The organism is Streptomyces sp. NPDC056169, assembly GCF_042268445.1.
Taxonomy (GTDB): domain Bacteria; phylum Actinomycetota; class Actinomycetes; order Streptomycetales; family Streptomycetaceae; genus Streptomyces.
In genome coordinates this window covers 30,088-54,019 of sequence record NZ_JBHJUO010000020.1, presented here as the reverse complement: position 1 = coordinate 54,019, position 23,932 = coordinate 30,088, and the positions used below count along the sequence as shown (strand labels likewise).

The window sequence follows — 23,932 nt, the reverse complement described above, 5'->3', positions numbered from 1 at the left end:
AACCCGGTCTCGACCAGCCATCCAGGACTGGCACTCACAGAGTGTAATGATATGCTACACAGTGTGACAATGGAGCCCGAGGGCATCCCTCGACACCTCACGAACGCGCCCAATCGCGTCTACTACCTCGACATCGGGACCGGTACCTGGCAGGGAACGGCCACCTTCCGCGTCACCTCTTGGCGTCGCCTCTCGCGCAGCCGCATCGGGTTCACGAACAAGCTGCTCGTGGCCGCCATGCACGTCATCGAGCTGCTCACCGGTGCGCCACGTCAGGACTCGAACATCGTGGCGAAGCCGGACGAGGGCGAGTTCGGTCAGGCCGACAACGTGGTCAGGATCTCCAAGTTCGGCGTGACCCTGTACCTCCTCAAAGAGCAGTACGTACTGCACCGCGACGGAACCGGAGTCACTGTGAACGGGCACGAGAGGCTCGGCCCTCTGCCGCGCCTGTTCACGCGGACCTTCACCTACTCCGCGGTGATCCGCGACGAAGGGATGGCCGCGACCTACCGCATGCCGTTGCTCGGAGCCCTCTGGACCGGGGACTATCAGGTCGCCCCCGACCGCCAGAGCATCTTCGCTGAACTGCTGTGCGACTGGGGCAGGGCGACCGAGGACACCCGCCGAATCAGCGCGCCGGCTTAGCGGACGGCAGGAACCTCCTCCCGATGAACGCCGAGTTCACACTCCCCGCCGAAAGGGTCACCCTGGTCGCCGGACTGCTTGCCGACCGGGTCAGGCAGTACGACACCGCACGCGATCGCCGGGCCGCGTTCGCCTACACCTACTACCGCCTCACGACGGCGCTCGCCACCGGCCTGGAGAAGGGCACCCCCGAGTTCCACGACCCGCCGTGGGTCGCCGAGCTGTGCGAGACGCTCGCAGCGGCCTACTTCAGCGCGATGGACAGCATCGACGCATGGCTGGCAGCACGATCTGGTGGCTCCGCGGACGAGGTTCGGCCCGGTGATCTGCCGGACTCCGTCCCTCAGCCATGGCGGGACGTCTTCGCCGCTTCGAGTGTCCGGCGCTCCTACATGCTGGAAGACGTGCTCTTCTCCATGATGGCGCACATGTCGTACGACTTGCCGGAGGCATTGCGGCGCATGGCGACGTCCACGGGCGACCGCGGCCGCATCGCGGACTTCCACCGCATGAACGACGTGCTGGCGTCCTGTATCGACGGGGTCCAGGACGACCTCGCGGCCAGGTACTTCCATGGACTCAGCTCATTGGACAAGCTGTTCACCCGAAGTGACGAACTGTTGACCAATTACGGGATCCGGGTCGCACGGAGCTTGGCCTGGTTCAACTGCGACAGACTCCTGGACCCGGATTCGACCGAGGAAGCGTCGCGGTCGATCGGCAGGAGCACCGCCGCGCTCATCTCCGAAATCCGCTCCCCCGGCGACCGGAAGCTGCGCGCCTGCTTGTGGATCCTGCGCAGGTTGATTCCCGATCGTCGGCACTGGCCCGCAGCGAATACGCCCCTCGCGTAGAACGCCGAAGACGGACCTCGCCTCCCCCACCCGCCCCAAGACAGGGACGTGTCTCGGGTCACACCTCGACCCCTTCGTGTCGCGGGCCGTCCCGCTGTCCAGGATGAGGTCATGGAGATAGGCATCGCACTGCCCCAGTACGGCACCCACGCCCGCGCCGACCGCATCGCGGCCTTCGCGCGGGACGCCGAGGACGCCGGGTTCGACTCGTTCTGGGTCGGCGACCGCGCCCTGACCCCGGTCGCCCCCAGCAACCTGTATCCGGGGCACACCCCGGAGAACCCGTACCCGCACCAGTACAAGACCTTCCTCGACCCGTTGACCGTGCTCACCGTCGCCGCCGGCGCAACTTCCCGCGCCCGGCTCGGCATGAGCACCCTCAACGGCCCCTGGTACCCGCCGGTCCTGCTCGCCCGCTCCCTCACCTCGCTCGACCAGGTCAGCGGCGGGCGCCTCGACGTCGGACTCGGTATCGGCTGGCTGCGGGACGAGTACACCGCCGTCGGCGCCGACTTCGGCCGGCGGGGCGCCCTCCTCGACGAGCTGCTCGACGTCCTCCACGGCTTCTGGACCCAGGAGGAGTTCGGCCACGAGGGGCCTCACTGGACGATCCCCGTCTCGTACGTCGGCCTCCGCCCCGTCCAGCCCGCGGGACCGCCCGTCTATCTCGGCGGCTTCGGCCCGGCCGCCCTGCGCCGGGTCGGCCGCCGGGCGGCCGGCTGGGTCGGCGCCGTCCTGCCGCCGGGGGCGGCCGAGGGCCTGTGGGACGTGGCGCGGCGAGCCGCCGAGGAGGCGGGCCGCGACCCGGGGACGCTGCGCCGGCAGATCCGGCACAACCCCGCTCCCGGCGACACGGCGGACGCGATCGCCGCCGTGCTCGCGGGCGTGCGGGACACCGGCGCCGACGGCTGCTTCGTCGACCTCCAGCGGTCGGTCGACTCCCCCGGCGAGGCCCTGGAGCTCGGGGCCAAGGTCCTGGGCCTGCTGCGGGGCTGAGCACGGCGGAGGGGCTCCGGGCAGCCGGGGCCGGGCCCCTCCGGTCGTCCCGGCCGGCCGTGGGAGTCCCCGTGCCACCGGGTATCGTGATCGCGCTTCGGTGGACGGAGCGGGAATCCGTAGAGCGTCATATGTATGGGGTGGGGAAATGCCGAAGCACCGGTTGTCCAAGAAGGGCCGCTACATAGCCCTGGCCACGACCGCCGTCGTCGTCGTGGCCGGCGCCGGGATCGCGGCGCAGACCTCGATGGCCGCCTCCGCGTGGCCGGCGCAGAAGACCTACACCGGCCGGGCGTTCGACGCCTGCACGGCGCCCTCGCTCACCGCGATGAAGGCGTGGAAGAAGGACGCCTACTACGGCGGCGTCGCCGTCTACGTCGGCGGCAAGAACCGCGGCTGCGCCCAGCCCAACCTGACCAAGTCCTGGGTGAAGTCGGTCGACACGCTCGGCTGGCGGGTCATCCCCCTCTACGTCGGCGCCCAGCCGCCCTGCCAGCAGAGCCGGAACAAGGAGAGGTTCACCGCGGCCACCGCGGCCTCGGTCGGGGCCGCCAACGCCAACGACGCGATCGCCAAGGCCTCCGCCCTCGGCATGAAGGCCGGCAGCCCGATCTACCTCAACATGGAGTCGTACGACATCGCCGACAAGGCGTGCAACGACGCCACCCTCACTTACGTGCGGTCCTTCACCAAGACGCTGCGGGCCAAGACCTACCGCGCCGGCCTCTACGGCTTCAGCAGCTCCAGCGCCAAGGCGATCGCCACCGCCACGAACCGCACGGACCTGCCGGGCAACCTCTGGTACGCCCTGTGGAACGGCCAGGAAACCACCACCAAGGACTGGCCCTGGGACCCGAAGCTGTACACCGACCACAGCCGCGGCCACCAGTACAAGGCCAACAGCAAGGAGACCCGCGGCGGTCACACCATCACCGTCGACCGCAACGCCTGGGACGCCCCGGTCGCCCTCGTCGGCTGACCGTGGACCGTTCCGACCCGGTGCCTCATGAGCCGCTCGGCGGCCGGCGGGTCCCGGTCAGGCGGAGACGCTTCTGCTGAACCAGCCGCTGAACGTCGGTTCCTTCGCCGCGGCCTGAGGCCGCTCGGCCCGTTCCAGTACCCTTTCGGCCTCCGCGCGCCAGCCGGCCGCGTCCGCGTGGGGCGGGGGCAGGAACGGGCCACGCCCGGCCGCTTCGGCGGCGGCTCCGAAGAAGTCGCCGCCCTTGCGCTTGACGTCGTCCGTCCCCCACGCGCGGCCCGCGTCGCGTGGGGGCGCCTTCCGCAGGTGGGGAATGTGCTTGGCGCAGTGGATGTACGCCTCCTCGACGGCGACCTCCACCCAGACCTGCGCCCGGCGGCCCGGTACGGGGTCGTACGCGAGACCGACGTGCGTACCGCGCATCTCGTCGTCGGCCACGACCCGCGCCGTGCCGTTCACGTGGAGGCCGATGCGGTCCTGGAGGAAGTCCATCATCAGGATGCCGACGTGGGGGTTCTCCTCGATGTTGCCGAGGCTGGCCTGGACGCCGTTGCCCCGGTACTCGGGGTAGGCGAGGGTCCGGTCGTCGAGGACGTGGAGAAATCCGGGCGGCCCGGCCCGGAAGGTGTTGTCGCATTCGCCGTGCCGGTCGGCGGTCGCCAGGAAGAACATCTCCTGCCGTGCCGCGAACTCCCGCATCCGGGTGTTGAGCCGGTCGAGGACCTGGTCGGCGTAGAACCTGTCGGCGCGTTCGGTGGTGCCCATGCGCTGTTGGACCCGATGTTCGCCGTCGCTCCCCGGGCGCGTGGTGCGTACCGGCGGCGCCTGCCGGAGCGCGCCCTGTTCGCGTTCGAATGCACTCAATTCCTTGCCCCGACCAGTTCTTCGATGGAGTCGTGCCGTATGCGGTGGGCGGGTATCCCGATGTCCACCAGTGTGTCGACGCCGCGGCGAATCATGCCGGGCGGTCCCGACAGGTACGCGTCGTAGGTGTGCCACGGGCCGTACTCGTACACGGCTTCCGGGAGCCGGGCGCCCAGGCCGCCGCGGGGGCCCTCGTCGACGACCGGACGGACGGAGAGCCAGGGGTGCGACTGCTGCATCCGGAGCATGGTCTCGATGTCGTACAGGTCGAGGTCCCGGCGGGCTCCGTAGAACACCTGGACGGAGCGCCGGCGGCCGTGCTGGGCCACGTCCTCGACCAGGGCCTTGATGGGCGCGATGCCGGTGCCGCCGCCGAGGCACAGGAGCCCGTTGTCGGTGGTGTGGTCCACGGTCATGGATCCGGCGGGGGGACCGAGCCGGATGACGTGCCCCGGGCGGGCGCGGTGCACGAGGGCGTTGGAGACCCAACCCGCCGGCACGGCCTTCACGTGGAAGGAGAGCAGGCCGTCGGAGCGGGGTGCCCCGGCGAAGGAGTAGTGCCGCCAGACGCGCGGCCACCAGGGGGTCTCCAGAGCGGTGTACTGCCCGGCGAGGAAGGGGTACGGCTGGTCGGGCCGGACCGTCACGACGGCGACGTCGGGCGTACGCATGTCATGGGCGACCACCTCCGCCGCCCACGAGGCGGGGGCGCGCAGCGCGTCCTCGGCCGCCGCGTCGATCATGATCTGGGAGATCGTGGTGTAGGCGGCCACCCAGGCGGACTCGGTCCTGGGCCCCCAGCTCCGCGGGGCGTAGCGGGAGAGCGCGCCGATGAGGCATTCGCCGACGGCTGGATAGTGCTCGGGAAGGGTGCCGTACTTGCGGTGTCCGCGGCCCAGGTGGGACAGGTACGCGGCCAGGGTCGCGGCGTCGTCCGCGTGGGTCGCGGCAGTGAGCAGCGCCTTGAAGAGGCGGTCGCGCTGGGTGTCCATGGCAGCGGGGAAGAGCGCCCGCAGGTCGGGATGGCGGAGGAACAGCAGGGCGTAGAAGTGCGAGGTGACCTTGTCGGCGATCGGCTCGATCTCGGCCATGGTGCGCCGCAGGAGCCCTGCGTCGGAGGTGTCCTCCGGGGCCGGGGACGGGGCCGGGGCCGGGGTCGGAGGTGGAGCCGGGGCCGGAGACGGGGCCGGAGTCGGGGTGGCGGCCTGGGGCGCCCCCTGCCGTTGAGCCGGCACCTGTGCGGGTGACTCGGGTGCCGTGCGGCTCCGGTCGGCGCCGCTGCCCACGAGGCGTATTCGGGTGAAGGGGCGGGCGGACATGCCGTCCTCGGCGTCCTGGTGACCGTCCCTTCGGCCGCCGTGCTGCCCGTTCCGGTGATGCTGCGGGTCCGTTCCGAACCAGCCGGCGCTCCGACTGTCGCCGGACGTGTCGCCACCGGCGGACGTAGGGTTCGGAGCATCCATCGGTTTGCCTCGCCTCGATCGAGCATCTTTCGGTCGTCTGTGTACGTGGGGTCCGAGTGTGCCCCATTCTTCCTCTCCGTATCGGAATTCCCGGCGTTTCACCTCAGCTGCTTTCAAAGCCGATGGCACGCACCGCACTTGATGGGCGACGGCACCCGAACATCCGAACGAGTTCGACCATACCCCGCCCGCACGCACTCATGAACGGACCCCTAAGCCGCCACGGCGACACGGCATTTGAGCAGGTCAAGGCGGTGCGCGGGCGGAAGACTCGGGATCTGCGATGAGTTACCGACGAGTTCGAGCGATACGGCGAGCCGTTGGCCACAGACTCATGAGGAAATTCCCGACAGAAATGAAGCAGGGCCTCTCGAATCTCTCACACCGCGCGCGCGGATTCCTTACTTTCTCCACATTCAGGTGGAGCCATCACTCCGGAGGTTTCGGGTCCGGGGCCTTCGGGACGGCGCGGTCGCCCGGGTGGCGCAGGGCGCACAGGAAGCCAAGAGCGAGGGCGACGGCCATGCCGTAGAAGACCCATTGGTTGGCCTGGGCGAAGTCCATCTGAATCGACGACATGGCGTCGCGGGTGGCCTCGGCGACCTGGCCGGTGCCGGTCGGCGGGGTGGCGTCGCCGTGGCCGGAGACGGAGTCGGTGATGCCGCGGGCGACCTGGTCCGCGATGGCGGGTGAGATGCCCCGCGCCCGGAGCGTGTCCGTCACGTTCTCCGTCATGGCCCGGGACAACAGGGTGCCGAACACCGCCAGGCCGACGCTCGCCGCGTAGTTGCGGACGGTCTGGGTGATGCCGGTGACCTCGCCGTAGGAGGTGCCGATGGCGCGGTTGACCGCGTCCGTCGACGCCGGGGCCAGGATGAAGCCGATTCCCGCGCCGGCGAGGGCCACGTAGGGCCATTGGTCGTGCATGGACAGGGTCGTCAGTTTGCCGGCCCACAGGGCGAAGCCGACCGCGCCGAGGATCGATCCCGCTTTCAGCGCGGGGCGCGCACCCCGTTTGTCGAGGATCCGGCCGCCCCACTGGGAGGCGAGGGCGAAGCCGACGAAGAAGTACAGGAGGAAGAGCGCCGCCTGGTTGGGAGAGGCGCTGAGGGACACCTGAGCGTAGACGGAGGAGAAGAAGAACACCGGCACGAAGGCGAGCATCGCGAAGAACAGTACGGCCGTGTCCACCCTGAACGCCTTGTCCTGGAAGACCCGCAGGTCGATCAGTGGGTGGCGGAGGCCGCGCTCGTACCGTACGAACACGTACAGGATCGCGATGCCGCCGACGACGCACAGCCAGGTCGCCCAGCTCGCCCATCCCCATGACCACGCCTGTTGGAAGCCGAGGACGCTCAGGCCCATGCCGGCGGCGACGAGGGCCGCGCCGGGCACGTCGAGGGTTCCGGGGCGCCGGCTGTCCGCGATGTGCGCGAGGGCGGTGAGGATCAGGGCGATGATCGCGACCGGCACGTTGACCCAGAAGACGGCGCGCCAGGTCCACGAGGCCGTGAGCCAGCCGCCGAGCAGCGGCCCGACGGCGGTCAGCGCTCCGGAGATCCCGAAGAACAGGGCGAGGGCCCTGCCCCGCCGTTCGACGGGGAACACCGCCACGACCACGGCCAGCGCGGCCGGGAAGAGCAGCGCCGCGCCGAGACCCTGCACGGCCCGGAAGGTGATGAGCCAGGGCTGGGCGTAGTCGCCGGAGGGGACGCAACCGCAGAGGACCGACGCGACGACGAAGACGAGGGTGCCGATGACGACGATGCGGCGTGGCCCGTACAGGTCGGCCAGGCGGCCGCCGAGGGCGAAGAACGCGGCGAGGGCGAGGAGGTAGGCGTTGACCACCCACTGCATGCCCGAGCTGGAGAGTCCCAGCTCGCGCACGATGTCGGGGGCGGCGATGGAGACGATGGTCTGGTCGATGAAGGTCATCGCCACCGCGAACATCATCGCCGCGAGTGCAACTGTCTGGTTCGGGAGCCGCCCGCCCTTCTGCTGCGCGGGGAACGGCTGCGGACCAGGTTCTGTCCGGCTGCTCACTCTGTCCAGTCTGATCCCGTCCGCGGCATCGCGCATGCCGCGCGCAGCCCGGGGCGGAGCGGCGTCGGGCTCACGGCGACTACGGTGAGGGGGTGACCGAGACCTGGAAGGCTACTGACACCGGTGTCCTACGGCTTCCCTCTGGGCGCCTGGTCCGTGGCCGCGCGTTGCGCCGTCCGGTTCCGGCGGGTCCGGCGCCTGCCTACGCCGTCCATCTGCTCGGCAGGCAGCCTCCCGAGGCCCCCTGGGACGTCCGGTGGCTGCGCTGGCCGGACTTCTGGCTGCCCAGCAGCCACGTCCAGGCCCGAGCCGTCCTTGGCGAGGCATGGGCTCGTGCCGACACCGAGCGCGTCGAGATCGCCTGTGGCGGTGGCCGTGGCCGAACCGGCACGGCCCTGGCCTGTCTCGCCGTCCTGGACGGCGTACCCGCCGACCGGGCAGTGGACTTCGTGCGCCGGAACTACGACCCCCGCGCCGTCGAAACCCCCTGGCAGAGGCGCTACGTTCTCCGTTTCGCCGACTGACGACGACAACTCGCCGGCGCCGGCGACGGGTTCACCTCGGTCCAGGTCGCCGGTGCCGTGTGCGGGAAAGCTCCGTCCGGTGGGACGGAACGGGTCACGCGAGGGTGAGGAAGAGCTTCTCCAGCTCCTCCTGTGTCATGGGCGGGGTGCCGGAGTCGTCGCTGAGACACTGCCGCATTCCGCTCGCCACGATCTTGAACCCGGCCCGGTCCAGGGCCTTGGAGACGGCCGCGAGCTGAGTGACGACGTCCTCGCACTCCCCGCCGGACTCGACCATCGCGATCACGGCGGCCAGCTGTCCCTGCGCCCGTCGCAGACGGTTCAGGACCGGCTTCATCGCTTCTTCGTCCACCTGCACAGGACTCCTCCTCCTTCACCCCCACCCTGCACGCCCCTGGAGGCATGCGTCCTTACGTCACTTCGATGATGCGCCCTGACCGGCACGGGCACGGGCACGGGCACCGGCTATCGGTTCCCGGTGCGGCGCCCGTGAGCGCCGCCGCATCCGGGCGGCGACCGCGACGGTCCCCACGGCTCCGAGCACGGCCCAGGTGGCGGGGTGGGTCCACACCACGGTGTCGAGCTGCTGGGCGAGGACGAAGACGCCCATGACCACGACGAACCAGCCGAACGCCTTGCGCAGCGCGTCCTGCGGGATGCGACCCGCGAGGCGGGCGCCGACCAGGCTGCCGATCACGGCCGCCGCGGTCACGGTCGCGGCGATGCCCCAGTCGATGGAGACGCCGGAGAGGTGACCGGCGAGGCCGGCGAAGGACTTCATCGCGATGACCAGGAGCGAGGTGCCGACCGCGATGCCCATCGGCAGTCCGCCGAGGATGGCCAGGGCCGGGACGACGAGGAATCCGCCGCCGGAGCCGACCAGGCCGGTCACCGTACCGACGACGAGGCCCTCGACGGCGATGTGCTTCAGCGGCAGATCCTTGCCGGCGGGCCGGGCGGGTCGGGCGCGTTCGCGTCCGTCGCGGGGCTTGCGGAGCATGGCGAAGGCCGTGGCCAGCATCATCAGGGCGAACGCGACGAGCAGGACGGTGCCGGGGATGTACTCGGCGAGGCGGCCCCCGGCGTAGGCGCCGGCCATGCTGAAGGCGCCGAAGAGCAGTCCGGTCTTCCAGCGGACCCGGTGGGCGCGGGCGTGCGGGATCAGGGCGGCGAGGCTGGTGACGCCGACGACGAACAGGGAGGTGGCGATGGCCTCCTTGGTCTCCTGCCCGGCGAGGTAGACCAGGATCGGGACGGTGAGGATGGAGCCTCCGCCGCCGAGGATGCCGAGGCTGACGCCGATGAGGAGGGAGGCCGCGATGATCAGGGCGGTCACGACGCGCTCCGCAGCTCCGTGATGACGGTACGGATGTCGGTGCGCGGGCCGCGGTTGTAGGGGAGCTTGGAGAGCAGCACGCCCATGGCACAGGAGTTGCTCAGCGCGGCGTAGGTCAGGCCGGCGCCGATCGCCGTCCCGACGAGGTGGACGCCGGGGACCGCGATGCCGATGAGGCCGGTGGCCAGCACGACCGAGCCCGCGACAAGGCGGACCTGGCGCTCCATGTCCCACCGCTGGGGTCCCCGCTTCACGGGCGCGCTCGCCGCCTCCCAGGCGGTGATGCCACCCTCCAGGACGCGGAGGTTGGGCAGACCGGCCTGAGCGAGGGCCTGCTCGGCCTCCTTCGCGCGCTGCCCGGAGCGGCAGACGAGCACGACCTCCTCGTCCAGGTGCGAACGCAGCTCCGCGCGGTGCTCGCGCAAGGTGCTCAGAGGCACGTTGTACGAGCCGGGGATGTGGGAGGTGCGGAACTCGCCCGGGGTGCGCACATCGAGCAGGCGCGGGGCGTGGCCCTCCTGGACGAGACGGTGCAGGACGGCGGGGGTGATCGACTGGACGGTGCGCTCGGCGCTCATGCGGGACTCCGGAAGGTGTATACGGGTGGGGGTATGCAAAGGGCCGTGACGGCCGGCGGTTCGTGGACGGTCGTGACGGCCGGCGGTTCGTGGACGGGCGGGCGCGCTCAGACCTTGACGGACCCGGTCGCCAGGGCCCAGGCCGCGTAACCGCCCAGGATGTCGGAGACGTCCTCGATGCCGCGGTGACGGAGGAGGCTGGCGGCGATGGAGGAGCGGTGGCCGCCCGCGCAGTGCAGGACCAGGGGCCGGTCGGTGGGAAGTTCGCCTACCCGGGAGGGCAGTTCGCTCAGTGGGATGTGCAGGGCCTCGGGGATGAAGCCGTTGGCCTCGCGCTCGCCGCAGGTACGGACGTCCACCACGAGCGGCGGGTTGGCCCCGGCGAGGGCGGTCTTCAGGTGCGCGGCGGTGAGGCGGCCGGCCGGGGCGACCTCGGCCTCCATCACCCGCAGGGCGTCCTCGGGGTTGCGGACGTAGCCCACGACGCGGTCGAAGCCGATGCGGGCGAGACGGGTGACGACCTCCACCTCACGGTTCTGCGGCGCCATCACCACCAGTTCCTCCGCCGGGTCCAGGACGGTGCCGGCCTGCTCGGCGAACCGGCCGTCGGCCGGCACGTTCACCGCGCCGGACAGGTGACCGGCCGCGAACTCCTGCGGGTCACGCGCGTCGACCACCACCGCGCCACCGGCCCGTAGCCCGGCGAACTCCTCCAGGGACAGCGGACGGGAGGCCGAGGCCCCGTCGTACAGCGGGCGCTCCTTGCGGTTGAGGTCGGCGTCGTAGGCGAAGTAGCCCGGAGCCGCGGACTGGCCCGCGGTGACCAGCGCGACGAAGGCCTCCCGACTCATCGGGGCGCAGGCGTAGTTGGTCGCGCGCTGCTCACCGATGGTGGAGTGCTTCTCGGTGGACAGGTTCTTGCCGCAGGCCGACCCGGCGCCGTGCGCGGGGAAGACCCGGACCTCGTCCGCGAGGCCCATCAGCTTGTTCTGGACACTGTCGTGGAGCATGCCGCCCAGTTCCTCGGCCGTCACGCCCACCGAGGCGAGCAGGTCGGGGCGGCCCACGTCGCCGATGAACAGCGCGTCACCCGTCAGGACACCGTACGGAACGGTGTCGCCGGCGCGCTCGTAGACGAGGACGCTGATCGACTCCGGGGTGTGCCCGGGGGTCTCCATGACCTCCAGCACCACCTCGCCCAGCGTGATCCGCTCGCCCTCGGCGAGGTGCCGGACCGGGTACTCGGTCTCCGCCCGCGAGCCGTAGCCGATCCACGCGCCCGTCTCGTCGGCCATCTCCAGGTGTCCGGCGACGAAGTCCGCGTGGAAGTGGGTGTTGATCACGCCGACCACGGTGAAACCGTGTGCCCGCGCATCGGCGAGGTACTCCGAGACGTCCCGGCGCGGGTCGACGACGACAGCCTGCCCGGTCGTCTCGTCGGCGATCATGTACGACGCCTGGGACAGGCAGTCGAGGTAGTACTGGGCGAAGAACACGGCGAACCTTTCGACGGAGAGCAGGGCGCGGAGCGGAGCCCCGCGAGACGGGATGAAGCGAGGTGGGGGTGGGCGGCCGGCCGTTCAGGCGGCCCGGGCGTCCGTTCCGCACACGATCGGGCGGCCGGTGCGGGCCCGTCCGGAGTCGTCCGGTTCGCGTACGTCGACGGCGAAGGCTCCCTCCGCCAGGTCGGTCGCGAAGACGTCCAGATCCACTTCACGCATGGAAGATCACTCTTTCGGATACCCCCCGGGGTACTTATGCCGCCGACTGTAGGCAGGGGCACCAGGGGAAGTCAAATACCCCCTGGGGTATCGCACGTCACAGCCCGAACCCTTCACGGGGGCATAGATGAAAATACCCATGGGGGTATGGTGACCTGTGGATATGAGAACGGATGGAACATCGGGATGACACAAGGGACCACGACGGCGCAGCCCCCGCAGGACACCGTGCGGCTGGGCCTTCGGGAGAACAGGGCGCAGTTCGGCCTGCTCGTCGTCGTCACGGCGGCGGTCGGGGCGCTCGTCGGTCTGGAGCGGACGACGGTCCCCCTGATCGGCACCGAGGTCTTCGGCCTCACCGGGAACCTGGCCGTCTTCTCGTTCATCGTCGCCTTCGGCCTCGCCAAGGCCCTGACGAACCTCGCAGCCGGTGTGCTCACCGCCCGTTTCCGGCGCAGGCAGCTCCTGCTGGCCGGCTGGCTGATCGGCGCACCCGTGCCGTTCCTCCTCGCCTGGGCGCCTTCGTGGTGGTGGATCGTCGCCGCGAACGTCCTGCTCGGCGTCAACCAGGGCCTGACGTGGTCGATGACCGTCAACATGAAGATCGACCTGGTGGGGCCCGCCCGCCGGGGACTCGCCACCGGCCTCAACGAGGCCGCCGGCTACGTCGCGGTCGGCGCCACGGCCCTGCTCACCGGCTACCTCGCCACCCGGTACGGGCTGCGCCCCGCCCCCGAGCTCATCGGCGTCGTCTTCCTCGCCGCCGGTCTCGGCCTGTCCCTCCTGGCCAAGGACACCGCCGCCCACCTCGCCCTCGAACTCGCCCGCCACCCGGCGCCCGAGGGCGGCAAGGACGGCAGGCCGTCCTTCACGGAGACCTTCGCCCGTACGTCATGGCGCGACCGGTCCCTGCGCGGTGCCGGCCAGGCAGGCCTGGTCAACAATCTCAACGACGGCCTGACCTGGGGCGTCTTCCCGCTCCTCTTCGCCGACCACGGCCTCGGCGTCGCTGCGATCGGCCTGATCAAGGGGCTCTACCCGCTGCTGTGGGGCATCGGCCAGATCCCGGCCGGCCACCTCGCCGACCGGATCGGCCGCAAGCCGCTCGTCGTGACGGGCATGCTCGTCCAGGCGGCGGCGCTCCTGCTCACCCTCGTGCTCCTCGACCGCCCGCTCCTCGCCGGGGTCCTCTCCGCCGTCGGCCTGGGCCTCGGCACCGCGCTGGTCTATCCGGCGCTCATCGCCTCCGTCTCCGACCACGCCCACCCCTCCTGGCGGGCCCACGCCCTGGGCACGTACCGGTTCTGGCGCGACATCGGCTACGCGGCCGGCGCCCTGCTGGCGGGTGTCCTCGCCGACGCGCTGGGCCTGGACGCCACGGTCCTCGCCGCCGCCGTGCTCACCGCGATCTCGGGCCTCCTCGCCGCCCGCTGGATGACCGACCGCCCTCGACAGCTCTGACCCCCAGGCACTCCTGACGATCCCTACGAAGCGCCTCAGGCGTCGGTCAGACATCGGTCAGGCGTCGGCCAGGAGGGGGTCGTACGGGGTGCTCGTCCGGCGGCCCGACATGAAGGAGAGGAAGTCGCCCACGAAGGCGCTCCGGCCGTAGGCGCCGTCGGTGGCCGTGAGGTCGCGGTGGAAGGCGGTGCGGAAGAGGGTCCGGTACTCGTCCGCGTCGATGGTTCCGCTGCCGTCCTTGTCGGTGGCGTCGAAGAGGACCTCGGCGACGCGGATGAGCGCGGGTCCGGCGAGGGAGGGGACGGAGGCGGCGTACTCGTCGGGGCTGATGCGGCCGTCGCCGTCCGTGTCGAGGGCGGCCTGGAGCTCGCGCCACCATGCGGCGAAGGCGTCGTAGAGCCGGGTCTCCTCGGGTTCGTCCAGGTCGAGGCGGGTGGAGAGTTCGCGGGCCATGGCGGCGAGGTCGGGCCAGTCGAGGTAGCCGTCGCCGGTCTGGTCCAGCACCCGGCGGAAGAAGTCCTCCGCCGAGCGTCGGCCCTCGCCCGTGGCCTCCGATGCTGCCGGGCCCGGGGCCGGGTCGGCGTCGCCGCCCAGCGGTGCGAGGAGGCGGAGCAGGGCCGATGCCCGCTTCATGCGGGCGCGCAGGGCGGTCACGGTCCGGGCGCGGGGGTCGTCGCTGCCGGGCGGGAGTGAGAGGACGTCGATGATGCTCTCGGCGTTGATCCAGCCCGCGGGCAGGAAGCGGGCGAGCCCGGCGGCGAAGTAGGCGCCCTGCATGAGGGTCGGGGCTCCGGGCATCTCCGGCAGGCCGGCCCGGCGCCGGTACGGCTCGGGGAGCGAGGCGACGGTGATCGCGCCGAGGAGCGGACCGGCGACGGCCCGGCCGGCCGCCCACAGCGTCGGCGCGCCGTCGAGCAGCGCCGGGGCGGGCAGGTGGTCGAAGAGCCGGTAGAGGATGACGCGGGCCGCCTCGGTGTTCTCCAGTTCGTTCTCGACGACCCTGTCGAAGTACCGCCAGAAGTCGTGGAGGTCCTCGGGGAGTTCGTCGGCGTCGCCGTCGAGCGCGGCGAGGAACGCGCGGTACTCGGCGTACATGCGTTCCATGGTGTCCTGGTCGAGCGGCTGCCCGCTCAGCCGGCACATGGTGACGGCGCTCTCGAAGAGGGTGGCGATCACCCAGGCGCGGGTCGCGCGGTCCATGGCGTCGTAGGCGCGGCCGCGGGAGTCGGAGCCGTTCATCCGGGTGTGCAGCCGGTTGAGCCGGGCGGCCTCCCGTTCGCGTACCTCCGGGTCGGCGTCGAACATGCGCCGCATGCTGAGGAAGGTGTTGCGGAGTCGGCGCCAGGGGTGGGCGACGAAGGTGGAGTTGTCGACGAGTGCGGCACCGATCTGCGGGTGAGCGGCCTCCAGTACGGTGGCCCGGATCAACGCCAGCGCCCAGCGCGGGTCGTCGAAGAAGGCATGGAACTGCGATTCCGTGCCGAACAGGGGTGCTTCGTCGCCCGTTCCCGTGGTTGCGGTCGTCATGATGGGTCTCCGTTGGTCCGGGGCGGCACTCCGCCGAAGCGGCGGTCGCGGCGCCGATAGGTGTGCAGGCAGGCGAGGAAGTCGGGGGCCCGGAAGTCCGGCCAGAGCGCCTCGGGGAAGATCCACTCGGCGTAGGCGACCTGCCAGAGCATGAAGTTGGAGATGCGCTGCTCGCCGGAGGTACGGATGACGAGGTCCACGTCGGGGGTGTCGGGGAACGGCAGGTGGTCCGCGAAGAGCCGCTCGGTCACCTCGCCGGCGGGCGTCCCGCTGCGGATCAGCGACCTGGCGGCCTCGACGATGTCCCGGCGCCCGCCGTGGTCGAAGGCGACCGTGAGCGTCATCCCCCGGTTGTCGGCCGTCAGCGTCGTCAGGTCGTCGAAGTCCCGGGCCAGCTCACGGGGGATGCGCGAGTCGGCGACCCCGAGGAAGCGGCAGCGGATGCCGCGGGCGAGCAGCAGCGGCGCGTGCTTGCGCACGACCCGGCGGACCAGACGCATCAGGTAGTCGACCTCGCTGCCGGGGCGGTTCCAGTTCTCGGTGGAGAAGGCATACAGGCTGAGCCACTCGACGCCGGCCGCCCGGGCCGCCTCGATGATGTCGATGACGGTGGTCTCCGCGGCCCGGTGGCCCGCCGTGCGGGGCAGCGAACGCTGCTGCGCCCAGCGGCCGTTGCCGTCCATCACACAGGCCACGTGCCGCGGCACGACACGCGTCGCCGGCCCGTCGGCCCGGCGCTGCTCGCCGGGCCCTTCGATCCGCCGCTCCCGGCCCGGCCGGTCGTCCGGCTGCTGCCCGCCGGGCTCCTCGGCACCCTGTCGCCGGCCAGGCCGGTCCTCCGTCACCCCGCGTGCGCGCGACACGCCGTGGTCCGTCACGCCCGGCCCCGTCCCCTCCGGAGCGGCACGACCAGTCGTCCCGCGTTCGGTCACGCCCACCCCGTCTCGCCGCCCCCGCCTCGCCCGCGCTCCGCCGGCGCGTTCCCTCCCGAGAGTCTGACTATGTGAAAGGGCCTGACCGGCGGAAACGGGTGACTGTCACCCTTGGCGCGTGCGTTCGTGCCCGCTCAGGGGCCGGCCCTTCTCCTGCCGGGGACGACCGGGCCTGCGGGCGGGGCCTTCGCGGGGAAGACGATGCCGATCGACAACGGTGCTGTCCTACGAGCGATCGCGCTTGAACGAGTCCATGATTCCTTCGGCCCGGTGGCGAACACTGTTCACCTTCTGACGGAGCTTGGCCTTCGTCTGGTCCGTCCTGCCCTCGGCCTCAAGGCGCTCGTGGCCGGTGATCTTTCCGGCGATCTCTTTGAGCCTGCCCTTGGCCTTGTCAATGGCGTCGCTCATGCTCGCGATCCTCCGTCCGATCGGTTCCCACCCTCCACGCTAGGTTCGGTCGACCCCCGGTGCTCGTCGGCCGAACCCGGCGGCAGCGCCCCGTCCTGCCCGTTCCTCACGAGGTGAGGCGGCGGGCACGCGAAGGGTGCAGACTTGTATCGGAGCCTCGCGCGGCCCGCCTCTTACGACGGGCGAGCGGGAGGAGGAGGACACATGACCACGCCACAGGGCAGCACGCCCGGTGCCGGACCGGAGGACACGACCGGCGAGGCGCTCACCGGTCCCGCGGTCGACCCGGCGGACCAGCTCGCACGACTCGGCCGTTCCTGGATCTGGCTCCTCGGCGCGGCGATGGCGACACTCGTACCGGGCATCCTCGTGCTCGTCTGGCCGGACGTGACCCTGCACATCCTGGCCGTACTCATCGGGCTCTACCTGCTGGTGATCGGCGTGTTCCGGTTCGTGTCCGTGTTCGGCCGCGACAGCGGCGACCGCGTGCCCGGCCTGATCGTGGCCGTCCTGTGTGTCCTGGGCGGGGTGCTGTGCCTGAGGAACCCGCTCCAGACGATCGCCGCGCTCTCGCTGATCGTCGGCTCCGTCTGGCTGGTGTCCGGCGTCGTCACCCTGTACTCCGCCATCGCCACCAAGAACATGCCGCACCGCGGCATCGTCATGGCCCTCGCGGCCCTCGGCATCGTCGCGGGGATCGTGGTCCTGGCGCTTCCGGCGGAGTCGGCCCGGGCCCTGACCAGGTTGCTCGGGCTGTGGCTCGTCCTCATGGGCCTGGCCGAAGCCGCGGTCGCCTTGGCGTGGCGGTCGGCCCTGCGCAGGGCGGGCATCCCGGGCCACGACGCGTCCGGCTGAGTGCCGGTGGCGTGGCCGGGACTCTGTGAAGCTCCCGGCCGTCGTGGAGTCGGCGTTCCCGATGCGGGTCGCGGATCCGCCGCGCATGCTCGAAGCATGTCCCAGGTGACGACCACCGACCTGTACGAGGTCACGATGGCGCTCTCGTACCTGCGGGAGGACATGCGCGCACCGGCGACTTTCAGTCTCTTCGTGCGCGACCTCCCGCCGGGGCGCGGCTTCCTCGTCGCCGCGGGACTCGAACCTGCCCTGGACTACCTCTCCCGCTTCCGGGTGAGCGGCTCCGACGTCGAGGAGTTCGCGGAGGTGCTGCGGCGGCCCGTGGAGGACCTCGCACCGCTGCGCGGTCTGTCCTTCGACGGCCAGGTCCGTGCCGTGCCCGAGGGCCGGCTCGTGTTCGCCGGAGAGCCGCTCCTGGAGGTCACCGCACCGCTGCCGCAGGCCCAGCTCGTGGAGACGTACCTGCTGTCCCTCGTCTGTCATCAGACGGCGGTCGCGTCGAAGGCGGCGCGGTGCGTGCTCGCCGGCGCCGGCCGGCCCCTGGTGGACTTCTCCCTGCGCCGCTCCCACGGTCCGGAGGCGGGCATCCAGGCGGCCCGCGTGTGCGCGCTGGTGGGGTTCGCCGGTACGAGCAACGTCGCCGCCGCGCGCCGGTACGGCATCCCGGTGGCGGGCACGATGGCCCACTCGTACGTCGAGGCCTTCGACTCCGAGGAGCAGGCGTTCCGCGCCTTCGCCCGTACCCATCCGGGCCCGGTGACCTTCCTCGTCGACACCTACGACACCGATCGCGGCGTCGCGACGGCCGCACGCGTGCTCGCGGACCTCGGGCTCGGCCCGGAGTGCGGGATCCGTCTCGACAGCGGCGACCTGGGCGCCCAGGCCCACCGGGCCCGTGCCGCGCTCGACGCGGCGGGGCTGCGGGACGTGCGGATCATCGCGAGCGGCGGTCTGGACGAGTACGGCGTCGACCGGCTCGTACGGGAAGGGGCACCGATCGACGCGTACGCCGTGGGAACGAAGGTCGGCACGGCCGCCGACGCCCCGTACCTGGACGCGGCCTACAAGCTGGTCGAGTACGACGGCCGGCCCGTCATGAAACTCTCGGCGGCGAAGGTGACCGCTCCGGGCCCGAAGCAGGTCTTCCGTGCTCCCGGCCTCGACGACGTCATCGGCCTGCGGAACGAGGAGCCGCCCGAGGGCACGGAACCGCTGCTGCGGACCGTGATGCGCGGCGGGCTCCGCACGGAACCGCCCACGACCCTGACGGCCTCCCGTACCCGCTGCGAGACCGACATCACCGCGCTCCCGGAGGCTGCCCGGCGCATCGAAGGCCCGGTGCCGCAGGCGCCCGCGGTGTCGACCCGGCTCGCGGCCCTCACGACCGTCGTACGCCATCGCACCGAGGCGTGGACCGGCTCCGGGCGGTCGGCGCCCGGATGACGTGGCCGCCCGTACGCGCGGAACGGCGCCGGCGGCCCTCCGTCCCGGTCCCGGAGGGCCGAGGCGGCGAAAACGGGCGATCCTGAGAAGTGGGAGGCGTCCGACTCACGTCCGCGCGGCACGACCCGGCAAGGAAGTGACGATCATGGAAACCCAGCGCGGTTCCTACCCTCCGGTGACGGTGACGGCCGTACTCGACAAGCCGCTCTCCCGCTGGCTGTGGCTGGTCAAGTGGTTCCTGGCGATCCCGCACTGGATCGTGTTGTTCTTCCTCTGGATCGCCTTCCTCGTCGTCAGCGTGATCGCGTTCTTCGCCATCCTCTTCACCGAGCGGTTCCCCCGGGGTCTGTTCGACTTCAACCTCGGCGTGCTCCGCTGGTCCTGGCGCGTCTCGTACTACTCGTACGGCGCACTCGGCACCGACCGTTACCCGCCCTTCAGCCTCGGGCCCGAGCCCGACTACCCGGCCCGGCTCGACATCGTCTACCCGGAGCGGCTGTCCCGCTCGATGGTCCTGGTCAAGTGGTGGCTGCTGGCCATCCCCCACTACCTCGTGATCGCCTTCTTCACCGGCGGGATGCGCGCCACGGGCTGGTGGAGCGGCGGCCTGATCACGCTCCTGGCGCTGATCGCGGGCTTCGCCGTGACCTTCACCGAGCGGTATCCGCGCGATCTGTTCGCCCTGATCATCGGGCTGAACCGCTGGGTGTTCCGCGTCGCCGCCTACGCGAGCCTCATGACGGACGCCTACCCGCCCTTCCGCCTCGACCAGGGCGGCGAAGAGCCGGTCGCCCAGGAAGCCCGCTGACGGCGGGACGTTCCCTGTCGGGAAACGCTTCCTCCGGGGTGGCGGCCGAATGGATGAGCCCGTTCCGGTGGATTGGCCGAACTGTGCGTAGACCAGATAGGTGCCTGAGGCATGTAGTGGAGACGGCACCAACGTCCAAGCCACCCGATTCGCCCCTTGCGAGGCCCCCATGACGGAAGCCGTGGCGTTCCCCCAGAACCGGACCTGCCCCTACCACCCACCCACCGCCTACGACCCGTTGCGAGAGGAGCGCCCTCTGTCGCGAGTGACCCTGTGGGACGGGCGCTCCGTGTGGCTCGTCAGTGGGCACTCGGCCGCCCGGACGCTGCTCTCGGACGCGCGTCTGTCCACCGACTCCACCCGGACCGACTTCCCGCTCCCGACCGAGCGGGCCCAGGCCCTGCGCCGGCGCCGGCGCCCCGCCCTGCTCGGCTGGGACGATCCCGAGCACAACGTCCAGCGCCGGATGCTGATCCCGAGTTTCACGCTCAAGCGCGCCGAGCGGCTGCGCCCGCGCATCCAGGAGACCGTGGACGGTCTGCTCGACGCGATGGAGGCCGCGGGCCCGCCGGCCGAACTGGTGAGCGCGTTCGCGCTGCCGGTGCCCTCGATCGTGATCTGCGACCTGCTCGGCGTCCCGTACGAGGACCACGACTTCTTCGAGGAGCAGTCCGCGCGGCTGCTGCGCGGCCCGACGGGCGCGGACACCGAGGACGCGCTCTCCCTGCTCGAGGGCTATCTGGGCGACCTGATCGAACGCAAGCGGAAGAAGCCCGGCGAGGGCGTGCTCGACGACCTGGTGGCACGGCAGTTCGAGGAAGGCGGGCCCGACCGCGAGGAGCTGGTGCAGCTCGCCACGATCCTGCTGATCGCGGGGCACGAGACCACCGCGAACATGATCTCCCTCGGTACGTACACGCTCCTGCGCCACCCCGAGCGGATGGCTGAGCTCCGGGCCGACCCCGGACTCGTGCCGACGGCCGTCGAGGAGCTGCTGCGGTTCCTGTCGATCGCGGACGGGATTCTGCGGGTCGCCCGTGAGGACGTGGAGATCGGCGGCACGGTGATCCGCGCGGGCGAGGGGGTGGTCTTCTCGACCTCCGTCATCAACCGGGACGCCGCCGCCTACGCCGATCCCGACAGCCTGGACTGGTCGCGCTCGGCACGGCACCACCTGGCCTTCGGCTTCGGCATCCACCAGTGCCTGGGGCAGAACCTGGCGCGCGCGGAAATGGAGATCGCGCTCGGGACGCTGCTCCGCCGGCTGCCGGGGCTGCGGCTCGCCGTCCCCGCCGAGGAGATCCCGTTCAAGCCGGGCGACACGATCCAGGGGATGCTCGAACTCCCCGTCACATGGTGAAAGGGCCCGCACGGATGCGCATCTCCATCGACGGGGACGTCTGTATCGGCGCCGGGCAGTGCGCCCTGACCTCCCCGGACTTCTTCACCCAGGACGACGACGGGTTCGGGACGGTCGTCCCCGGCCAGGAGGGAGGCGGCGGCCCACTGGTCCGCGAGGCCGCCCGCGCCTGCCCCGTCCGGGCGATCAGCGTCGAGGAGTAGAGAGGAGGCGGGAGCGGGTGCCGGCCGCCGTGCCGTCAGGATCCGATCCGGATCAAGCGGTGCTCGTAGGCGTAGATCACCGCCTGTACCCGATCCCGCAGCCCCAGTTTGGCGAGGATGCGTCCGACGTGTGTCTTCACCGTCCCTTCGGAGAGGAACAGTTGTCGGGCGATCGTAGCGTTGGAGTCGCCGCGCGCGATCAGCAGCAGGACATCGCGCTCCCGGTCCGTGAGCGACGCGACCGGGCCCTCCGCGCCGTGGCGCACCGGGAGGTCGGCGGCCACGTGGTCGAGCAGGCGGCGCGTGGTGGAGGGGGCGATCACCGCATCGCCGCGGTGCACGGTACGGATCGCCGCGAGCAGGTCCTCCGCCGGCGCGTCCTTCACCAGAAAGCCGCTCGCCCCGGCCTGGAGTGCGGCGAAGGCGTGCTCGTCGAGGTCGAAGGTGGTCAGGACGATCACCTTCGGCGCGTCGGGGCGGGCCAGCAGCCGTCGGGTCGCCTCCACCCCGTCGAGTCGCGGCATGCGTACGTCCATCAGCACGGCGGCGGGCGAGCAGTTCCAGCGCCTCGGCGCCGTCACCGGCCTCGCCGACGACTTCCATGTCCTCCTGCGACTCGACGACCATGACGAAGCCGTCCCGCACCATCACCTGGTCGTCCACGAAGACCACCCGGATCGTCATCGCGTCTCTCCTCCCGTTGTCCGTGGCAGCCGTGCCCGGACCAGATAGCCGCGGCCGTCCTCGCCCGCCGGACCGGTGTGCACCGTGCCACCGACCACCGCCATCCGCTCGCGCATCCCGATCAGCCCCTGCCCCGCCCCGTCGCTCACACCGGGCCCGCGCCCGTCGTCGCTCACCTCGACCACGAGCGCCCCGCCCGACCAGTCGAACCGTATCCGGGCCCGGGCTCCGCGGCCCGCATGCTTCAGGGTGTTCGTGAGAGCCTCCTGAACCAGGCGGTGCACGACCAGCCCGGCCGCCGCGCTCATCGGGTACGGCTCCCCGACGACCAGGTGATCCACGGTCAGCCCCGCTGCCCTGACCCGGTCCAGCAGCACCGGCAGTTCCGCCGGCCCGGGTTGCGGATCCCAGGCCTCGGTGACCTCGGGAGCACCGGCGCGCAGTACCCCGAGCAGTCCTCGCATGTCGGTCAGCGCCTGCCGCCCGGTCTCCTCGATCCGGCCGAGCACCTCGGCGGCGCGCTCGGGCCTGGTGCGCGCCGCATAGCGGCCTCCCTGCGCCTGGCTGACGATCACCGACAGGGAGTGGGCGATGACGTCGTGCATCTCCCTGGAAACACGCGCCCGTTCACTCGCCACGGCGCTGCGGGCCCGTTCCTCGCGGTCGGCCTCGGCGCGTGCGGCGCGGGCCAACAGTTCCCCCATATAGGCCAGTTGCATACGGCGGTACGCGCCGAGGCTGACCGCGACCGCTACCACGGCCAGGAGCAGGCCGGCCAAGTACGCCACCGGTACGGGCATGCGTCCGGGGCCTCCGGCGGCGGACCAGACCGCGGCCGTGACAGCTGCCGTCGCGCCGACGGTCAGGGCGACGAGCCGGGACCGGTCTCCGCCGTGGGCCGTGTACGCGTACAGCGCGATCGGGAACACCAGCAGCGAGGGCAGTAGTGGCAGCCCTCCGGCTCCGGCGAGTTGCGCGGTTCCCGCCGCGGTGACCACGGCGAACGACAGCGTCGGCGCGACGCGCCGCCAGGCCAGGGCGGCATGTCCGACGAGTACCGCGACCGCGAACGGCAGCAGTCGGTTCCTCGGTACCGCCAGCCACAGCAGTGTCAGAGACCACGCGCCGACCGGCACCGCGACGACGGCCGCGAGCAGGATGTCCCTCGGCGCGGGACGCGGTATCAGTACCCGCACTGTGCGCACTCCCTCCTGGTGCGGCGCCCGTACGAGAGAACGGCCCCGGCGAGCGACAGACCGAACAACGACCAGCTGCCGTACACCGCTGTGATGACAAGGAAGTTGTCATCGGCGGACCCGAACGGTAGCTCGGGTCCGCCGAGCAGACGGTTGACGCCGGCGAAGACCGGGATCAGACCCTGCAAGATGTGCACGGAGGCCAGGCTCCATCCAGCGAGCAGCGGCATCCATCGCGGGAGCCCGCGGCCCCACGGCCGTACCAACGCCAGGGCGAGCAGCACACTCCCGGCCAGCAGCAGCGCCGACATGACCGGGGCGCCGGTCTCCTCGAAGTCCGCGGGGCGGCCGAACCCACCGCCCAGCCACCAGGAGAACTTCACCGCCGGATACACGCACGCCAGCGCGCAGGCCGCGTATCCCGGCCAGGCCGGCTGCCACACCTCCCCGCCGGCCGTGCGGCCGCACCTGGCACAGCCGGCCCCCGTCGCTCGTTGGTACGCCAGTACGGTCCTCGCCAGCGCGACGGCCGCGACGAACGCCACCGCTCGTGTCAGGAAACCGGGCCAGTCGACCTGTGCGAAGTCGCCGGCAGGGATGCCGGTGACCCAGAAGAAGGCGCGAAAGCCGTCGAAGACGACTCCGACCGCGGCCCACAGCAGCAGCGCGGACGCGATCCAGCCCACGGCCATGACCGACCGCCGCCCCACCCCACGCGAGATGGCGAGCGCCGCGCCCAGTCCCAGTACGCCGGCGGCCCAGGGCGCCCAGTCCGGGACGATGCCCAGGGAACTGATGTAGTCCCGTCCGCCGGGCAGGTACGGCTGGACGGCGCAGGCCGCGAGAGTGGCGGCGGCGCCTACGGCACTCACGGCCGGCGGTAAGGACCTGGACACGGCCACAGATGTCGTCTTGCCCTCGCTCGTCATGCTCTCGCTCGTCTTACTCTCGCTCGTCATGCGCCTACCGTGGCCGCCGCGGCACCCTGCGCGCGTCTGCCTGAAGTCTCGATGCGGTACGACCTGAGGCAGAGATCTCTCCGTATC

At 71.4% G+C, this 23,932-nt stretch carries 24 protein-coding genes and 1 pseudogene; 11 read left to right on the top strand and 14 right to left on the bottom strand.

What is annotated here, in order from left to right; all coding sequences use genetic code 11:
• Positions 1-69: 69 nt before the first annotated feature.
• The 4 genes from ACFC0G_RS30250 to ACFC0G_RS30235 all read left to right on the top strand — a co-directional run bounded on the left by ACFC0G_RS30250 (position 70) and on the right by ACFC0G_RS30235 (position 3,477).
• Positions 70-648 carry a hypothetical protein gene (locus ACFC0G_RS30250; protein ID WP_376409112.1) on the top strand — a complete coding sequence of 193 codons (579 nt, stop codon included), beginning with the start codon at positions 70-72 and terminating at the stop codon, positions 646-648.
• Positions 649-671: 23 nt separating this feature from the next.
• Entirely contained in the window at positions 672-1,502 is an 831-nt protein-coding gene (locus ACFC0G_RS30245; RefSeq protein WP_376409110.1) for a DUF5995 family protein, read from the top strand.
• Between the two features lie 111 nt (positions 1,503-1,613).
• Complete coding sequence (locus ACFC0G_RS30240) at positions 1,614-2,498, top strand: TIGR03619 family F420-dependent LLM class oxidoreductase (RefSeq protein ID WP_376409107.1); 885 nt, start codon at positions 1,614-1,616, stop codon at positions 2,496-2,498.
• 148 nt (positions 2,499-2,646) lie between these two features.
• Positions 2,647-3,477, top strand: coding sequence for a glycoside hydrolase domain-containing protein (locus ACFC0G_RS30235; RefSeq protein ID WP_376409104.1), 831 nt, complete (start codon positions 2,647-2,649; stop codon positions 3,475-3,477).
• Positions 3,478-3,534: 57 nt separating this feature from the next.
• On the opposite strand, the gene ACFC0G_RS30230 is transcribed toward ACFC0G_RS30235, so the two are convergent.
• From ACFC0G_RS30230 to ACFC0G_RS30220, 3 genes are all read right to left on the bottom strand, one after another.
• Entirely contained in the window at positions 3,535-4,242 is a 708-nt protein-coding gene (locus ACFC0G_RS30230) for a pyridoxamine 5'-phosphate oxidase family protein (protein WP_376409101.1), read from the bottom strand.
• A 95-nt stretch (positions 4,243-4,337) separates the two neighbouring features.
• Positions 4,338-5,804 (bottom strand): globin domain-containing protein, encoded by a 1,467-nt coding sequence (locus ACFC0G_RS30225; protein ID WP_376409098.1) that lies wholly within the window; start codon positions 5,802-5,804, stop codon positions 4,338-4,340.
• Positions 5,805-6,233: 429 nt separating this feature from the next.
• The gene (locus tag ACFC0G_RS30220; protein WP_376409408.1) at positions 6,234-7,757 is read right to left on the bottom strand and encodes an MFS transporter; all 1,524 of its coding nucleotides are present in this window, start codon (positions 7,755-7,757) and stop codon (positions 6,234-6,236) included.
• Between the two features lie 182 nt (positions 7,758-7,939).
• On the opposite strand from ACFC0G_RS30220, the gene ACFC0G_RS30215 reads away from it, so the two are divergent.
• Positions 7,940-8,371, top strand: a complete 432-nt coding sequence (locus ACFC0G_RS30215) for a protein phosphatase (RefSeq protein WP_376409095.1) — start codon at positions 7,940-7,942, stop codon at positions 8,369-8,371.
• A 94-nt stretch (positions 8,372-8,465) separates the two neighbouring features.
• Here the strand turns inward: ACFC0G_RS30215 and ACFC0G_RS30210 are convergent, their stop codons facing one another.
• The 5 genes from ACFC0G_RS30210 to ACFC0G_RS30190 all read right to left on the bottom strand — a co-directional run bounded on the left by ACFC0G_RS30210 (position 8,466) and on the right by ACFC0G_RS30190 (position 12,006).
• Positions 8,466-8,708, bottom strand: coding sequence for a metal-sensitive transcriptional regulator (locus tag ACFC0G_RS30210; protein WP_376409405.1), 243 nt, complete (start codon positions 8,706-8,708; stop codon positions 8,466-8,468).
• A gap of 78 nt (positions 8,709-8,786) precedes the next feature.
• Positions 8,787-9,707, bottom strand: a complete 921-nt coding sequence (locus ACFC0G_RS30205) for a sulfite exporter TauE/SafE family protein (RefSeq protein ID WP_376409092.1) — start codon at positions 9,705-9,707, stop codon at positions 8,787-8,789.
• Positions 9,704-10,285, bottom strand: coding sequence for a rhodanese-like domain-containing protein (locus ACFC0G_RS30200; RefSeq protein ID WP_376409089.1), 582 nt, complete (start codon positions 10,283-10,285; stop codon positions 9,704-9,706). Before ACFC0G_RS30200 ends, ACFC0G_RS30205 begins: the two co-directional genes overlap by 4 nt.
• Positions 10,286-10,392: 107 nt before the next feature.
• Positions 10,393-11,781, bottom strand: coding sequence for a rhodanese-like domain-containing protein (locus ACFC0G_RS30195; RefSeq protein ID WP_376409087.1), 1,389 nt, complete (start codon positions 11,779-11,781; stop codon positions 10,393-10,395).
• Positions 11,782-11,865: 84 nt separating this feature from the next.
• The gene (locus ACFC0G_RS30190) at positions 11,866-12,006 is read right to left on the bottom strand and encodes a hypothetical protein (protein ID WP_376409084.1); all 141 of its coding nucleotides are present in this window, start codon (positions 12,004-12,006) and stop codon (positions 11,866-11,868) included.
• Between the two features lie 186 nt (positions 12,007-12,192).
• Between ACFC0G_RS30190 and ACFC0G_RS30185 the strand changes: the two genes are divergently transcribed.
• Positions 12,193-13,467, top strand: a complete 1,275-nt coding sequence (locus tag ACFC0G_RS30185; protein WP_376409081.1) for an MFS transporter — start codon at positions 12,193-12,195, stop codon at positions 13,465-13,467.
• Positions 13,468-13,524: 57 nt separating this feature from the next.
• Here the strand turns inward: ACFC0G_RS30185 and ACFC0G_RS30180 are convergent, their stop codons facing one another.
• From ACFC0G_RS30180 to ACFC0G_RS30170, 3 genes are all read right to left on the bottom strand, one after another.
• Positions 13,525-14,994: an oxygenase MpaB family protein gene (locus ACFC0G_RS30180; protein WP_376409078.1), complete on the bottom strand. Its 1,470-nt coding sequence runs from the start codon at positions 14,992-14,994 to the stop codon at positions 13,525-13,527.
• Positions 14,991-15,677, bottom strand: coding sequence for a polyprenyl diphosphate synthase (gene uppS, locus ACFC0G_RS30175; protein ID WP_376409402.1), 687 nt, complete (start codon positions 15,675-15,677; stop codon positions 14,991-14,993). The genes ACFC0G_RS30180 and uppS overlap by 4 nt, the downstream gene beginning before the upstream one ends.
• Before the next feature lie 474 nt (positions 15,678-16,151).
• Complete coding sequence (locus tag ACFC0G_RS30170) at positions 16,152-16,337, bottom strand: CsbD family protein (RefSeq protein WP_376409075.1); 186 nt, start codon at positions 16,335-16,337, stop codon at positions 16,152-16,154.
• Positions 16,338-16,541: 204 nt separating this feature from the next.
• Here ACFC0G_RS30170 and ACFC0G_RS30165 point away from each other — a divergent pair, with 204 nt between their 5' ends.
• From ACFC0G_RS30165 to ACFC0G_RS30145, 5 genes are all read left to right on the top strand, one after another.
• Positions 16,542-17,192: an HdeD family acid-resistance protein gene (locus ACFC0G_RS30165; RefSeq protein ID WP_376409072.1), complete on the top strand. Its 651-nt coding sequence runs from the start codon at positions 16,542-16,544 to the stop codon at positions 17,190-17,192.
• Positions 17,193-17,288: 96 nt separating this feature from the next.
• On the top strand, positions 17,289-18,635 hold the full coding sequence (locus ACFC0G_RS30160) for a nicotinate phosphoribosyltransferase (RefSeq protein WP_376409069.1): 1,347 nt from the start codon (positions 17,289-17,291) through the stop codon (positions 18,633-18,635).
• Positions 18,636-18,780: 145 nt separating this feature from the next.
• The gene (locus tag ACFC0G_RS30155) at positions 18,781-19,443 is read left to right on the top strand and encodes a DUF4389 domain-containing protein (protein ID WP_376409066.1); all 663 of its coding nucleotides are present in this window, start codon (positions 18,781-18,783) and stop codon (positions 19,441-19,443) included.
• 169 nt (positions 19,444-19,612) lie between these two features.
• On the top strand, positions 19,613-20,803 hold the full coding sequence (locus ACFC0G_RS30150; RefSeq protein ID WP_376409063.1) for a cytochrome P450: 1,191 nt from the start codon (positions 19,613-19,615) through the stop codon (positions 20,801-20,803).
• Positions 20,804-20,817: 14 nt separating this feature from the next.
• Positions 20,818-21,006, top strand: coding sequence for a ferredoxin (locus ACFC0G_RS30145; protein WP_376409060.1), 189 nt, complete (start codon positions 20,818-20,820; stop codon positions 21,004-21,006).
• A gap of 35 nt (positions 21,007-21,041) precedes the next feature.
• Here ACFC0G_RS30145 and ACFC0G_RS30140 read toward each other — a convergent pair.
• The 3 genes and pseudogenes from ACFC0G_RS30140 to ACFC0G_RS30130 form a co-directional block, all read right to left on the bottom strand.
• Positions 21,042-21,690: pseudogene (locus tag ACFC0G_RS30140) on the bottom strand (response regulator).
• Positions 21,687-22,886 carry a sensor histidine kinase gene (locus ACFC0G_RS30135; protein ID WP_376409057.1) on the bottom strand — a complete coding sequence of 400 codons (1,200 nt, stop codon included), beginning with the start codon at positions 22,884-22,886 and terminating at the stop codon, positions 21,687-21,689. Before ACFC0G_RS30135 ends, ACFC0G_RS30140 begins: the two are co-directional and overlap by 4 nt.
• Positions 22,874-23,845, bottom strand: a complete 972-nt coding sequence (locus ACFC0G_RS30130; protein WP_376409054.1) for a hypothetical protein — start codon at positions 23,843-23,845, stop codon at positions 22,874-22,876. Before ACFC0G_RS30130 ends, ACFC0G_RS30135 begins: the two co-directional genes overlap by 13 nt.
• Positions 23,846-23,932 lie beyond the last annotated feature (87 nt).

What these genes read in the sequence shown, in the direction of transcription:
- ACFC0G_RS30250 (WP_376409112.1), top strand. Translation starts at nt 70, where the DNA reads ATGGAGCCCGAGGGCATCCCTCGACACCTCACGAACGCGCCCAATCGC.
- ACFC0G_RS30245 (WP_376409110.1), top strand. Translation starts at nt 672, where the DNA reads ATGAACGCCGAGTTCACACTCCCCGCCGAAAGGGTCACCCTGGTCGCC.
- ACFC0G_RS30240 (WP_376409107.1), top strand. Translation starts at nt 1,614, where the DNA reads ATGGAGATAGGCATCGCACTGCCCCAGTACGGCACCCACGCCCGCGCC.
- ACFC0G_RS30235 (WP_376409104.1), top strand. Translation starts at nt 2,647, where the DNA reads ATGCCGAAGCACCGGTTGTCCAAGAAGGGCCGCTACATAGCCCTGGCC.
- ACFC0G_RS30230 (WP_376409101.1), bottom strand. Translation starts at nt 4,242, where the DNA reads ATGGGCACCACCGAACGCGCCGACAGGTTCTACGCCGACCAGGTCCTC.
- ACFC0G_RS30225 (WP_376409098.1), bottom strand. Translation starts at nt 5,804, where the DNA reads ATGGATGCTCCGAACCCTACGTCCGCCGGTGGCGACACGTCCGGCGAC.
- ACFC0G_RS30220 (WP_376409408.1), bottom strand. Translation starts at nt 7,757, where the DNA reads ATGATGTTCGCGGTGGCGATGACCTTCATCGACCAGACCATCGTCTCC.
- ACFC0G_RS30210 (WP_376409405.1), bottom strand. Translation starts at nt 8,708, where the DNA reads ATGAAGCCGGTCCTGAACCGTCTGCGACGGGCGCAGGGACAGCTGGCC.
- ACFC0G_RS30200 (WP_376409089.1), bottom strand. Translation starts at nt 10,285, where the DNA reads ATGAGCGCCGAGCGCACCGTCCAGTCGATCACCCCCGCCGTCCTGCAC.
- ACFC0G_RS30190 (WP_376409084.1), bottom strand. Translation starts at nt 12,006, where the DNA reads ATGCGTGAAGTGGATCTGGACGTCTTCGCGACCGACCTGGCGGAGGGA.
- ACFC0G_RS30185 (WP_376409081.1), top strand. Translation starts at nt 12,193, where the DNA reads ATGACACAAGGGACCACGACGGCGCAGCCCCCGCAGGACACCGTGCGG.
- ACFC0G_RS30180 (WP_376409078.1), bottom strand. Translation starts at nt 14,994, where the DNA reads ATGACGACCGCAACCACGGGAACGGGCGACGAAGCACCCCTGTTCGGC.
- uppS (WP_376409402.1), bottom strand. Translation starts at nt 15,677, where the DNA reads ATGGACGGCAACGGCCGCTGGGCGCAGCAGCGTTCGCTGCCCCGCACG.
- ACFC0G_RS30170 (WP_376409075.1), bottom strand. Translation starts at nt 16,337, where the DNA reads ATGAGCGACGCCATTGACAAGGCCAAGGGCAGGCTCAAAGAGATCGCC.
- ACFC0G_RS30165 (WP_376409072.1), top strand. Translation starts at nt 16,542, where the DNA reads ATGACCACGCCACAGGGCAGCACGCCCGGTGCCGGACCGGAGGACACG.
- ACFC0G_RS30160 (WP_376409069.1), top strand. Translation starts at nt 17,289, where the DNA reads ATGTCCCAGGTGACGACCACCGACCTGTACGAGGTCACGATGGCGCTC.
- ACFC0G_RS30155 (WP_376409066.1), top strand. Translation starts at nt 18,781, where the DNA reads ATGGAAACCCAGCGCGGTTCCTACCCTCCGGTGACGGTGACGGCCGTA.
- ACFC0G_RS30150 (WP_376409063.1), top strand. Translation starts at nt 19,613, where the DNA reads ATGACGGAAGCCGTGGCGTTCCCCCAGAACCGGACCTGCCCCTACCAC.
- ACFC0G_RS30145 (WP_376409060.1), top strand. Translation starts at nt 20,818, where the DNA reads ATGCGCATCTCCATCGACGGGGACGTCTGTATCGGCGCCGGGCAGTGC.
- ACFC0G_RS30130 (WP_376409054.1), bottom strand. Translation starts at nt 23,845, where the DNA reads ATGACGAGCGAGAGTAAGACGAGCGAGAGCATGACGAGCGAGGGCAAG.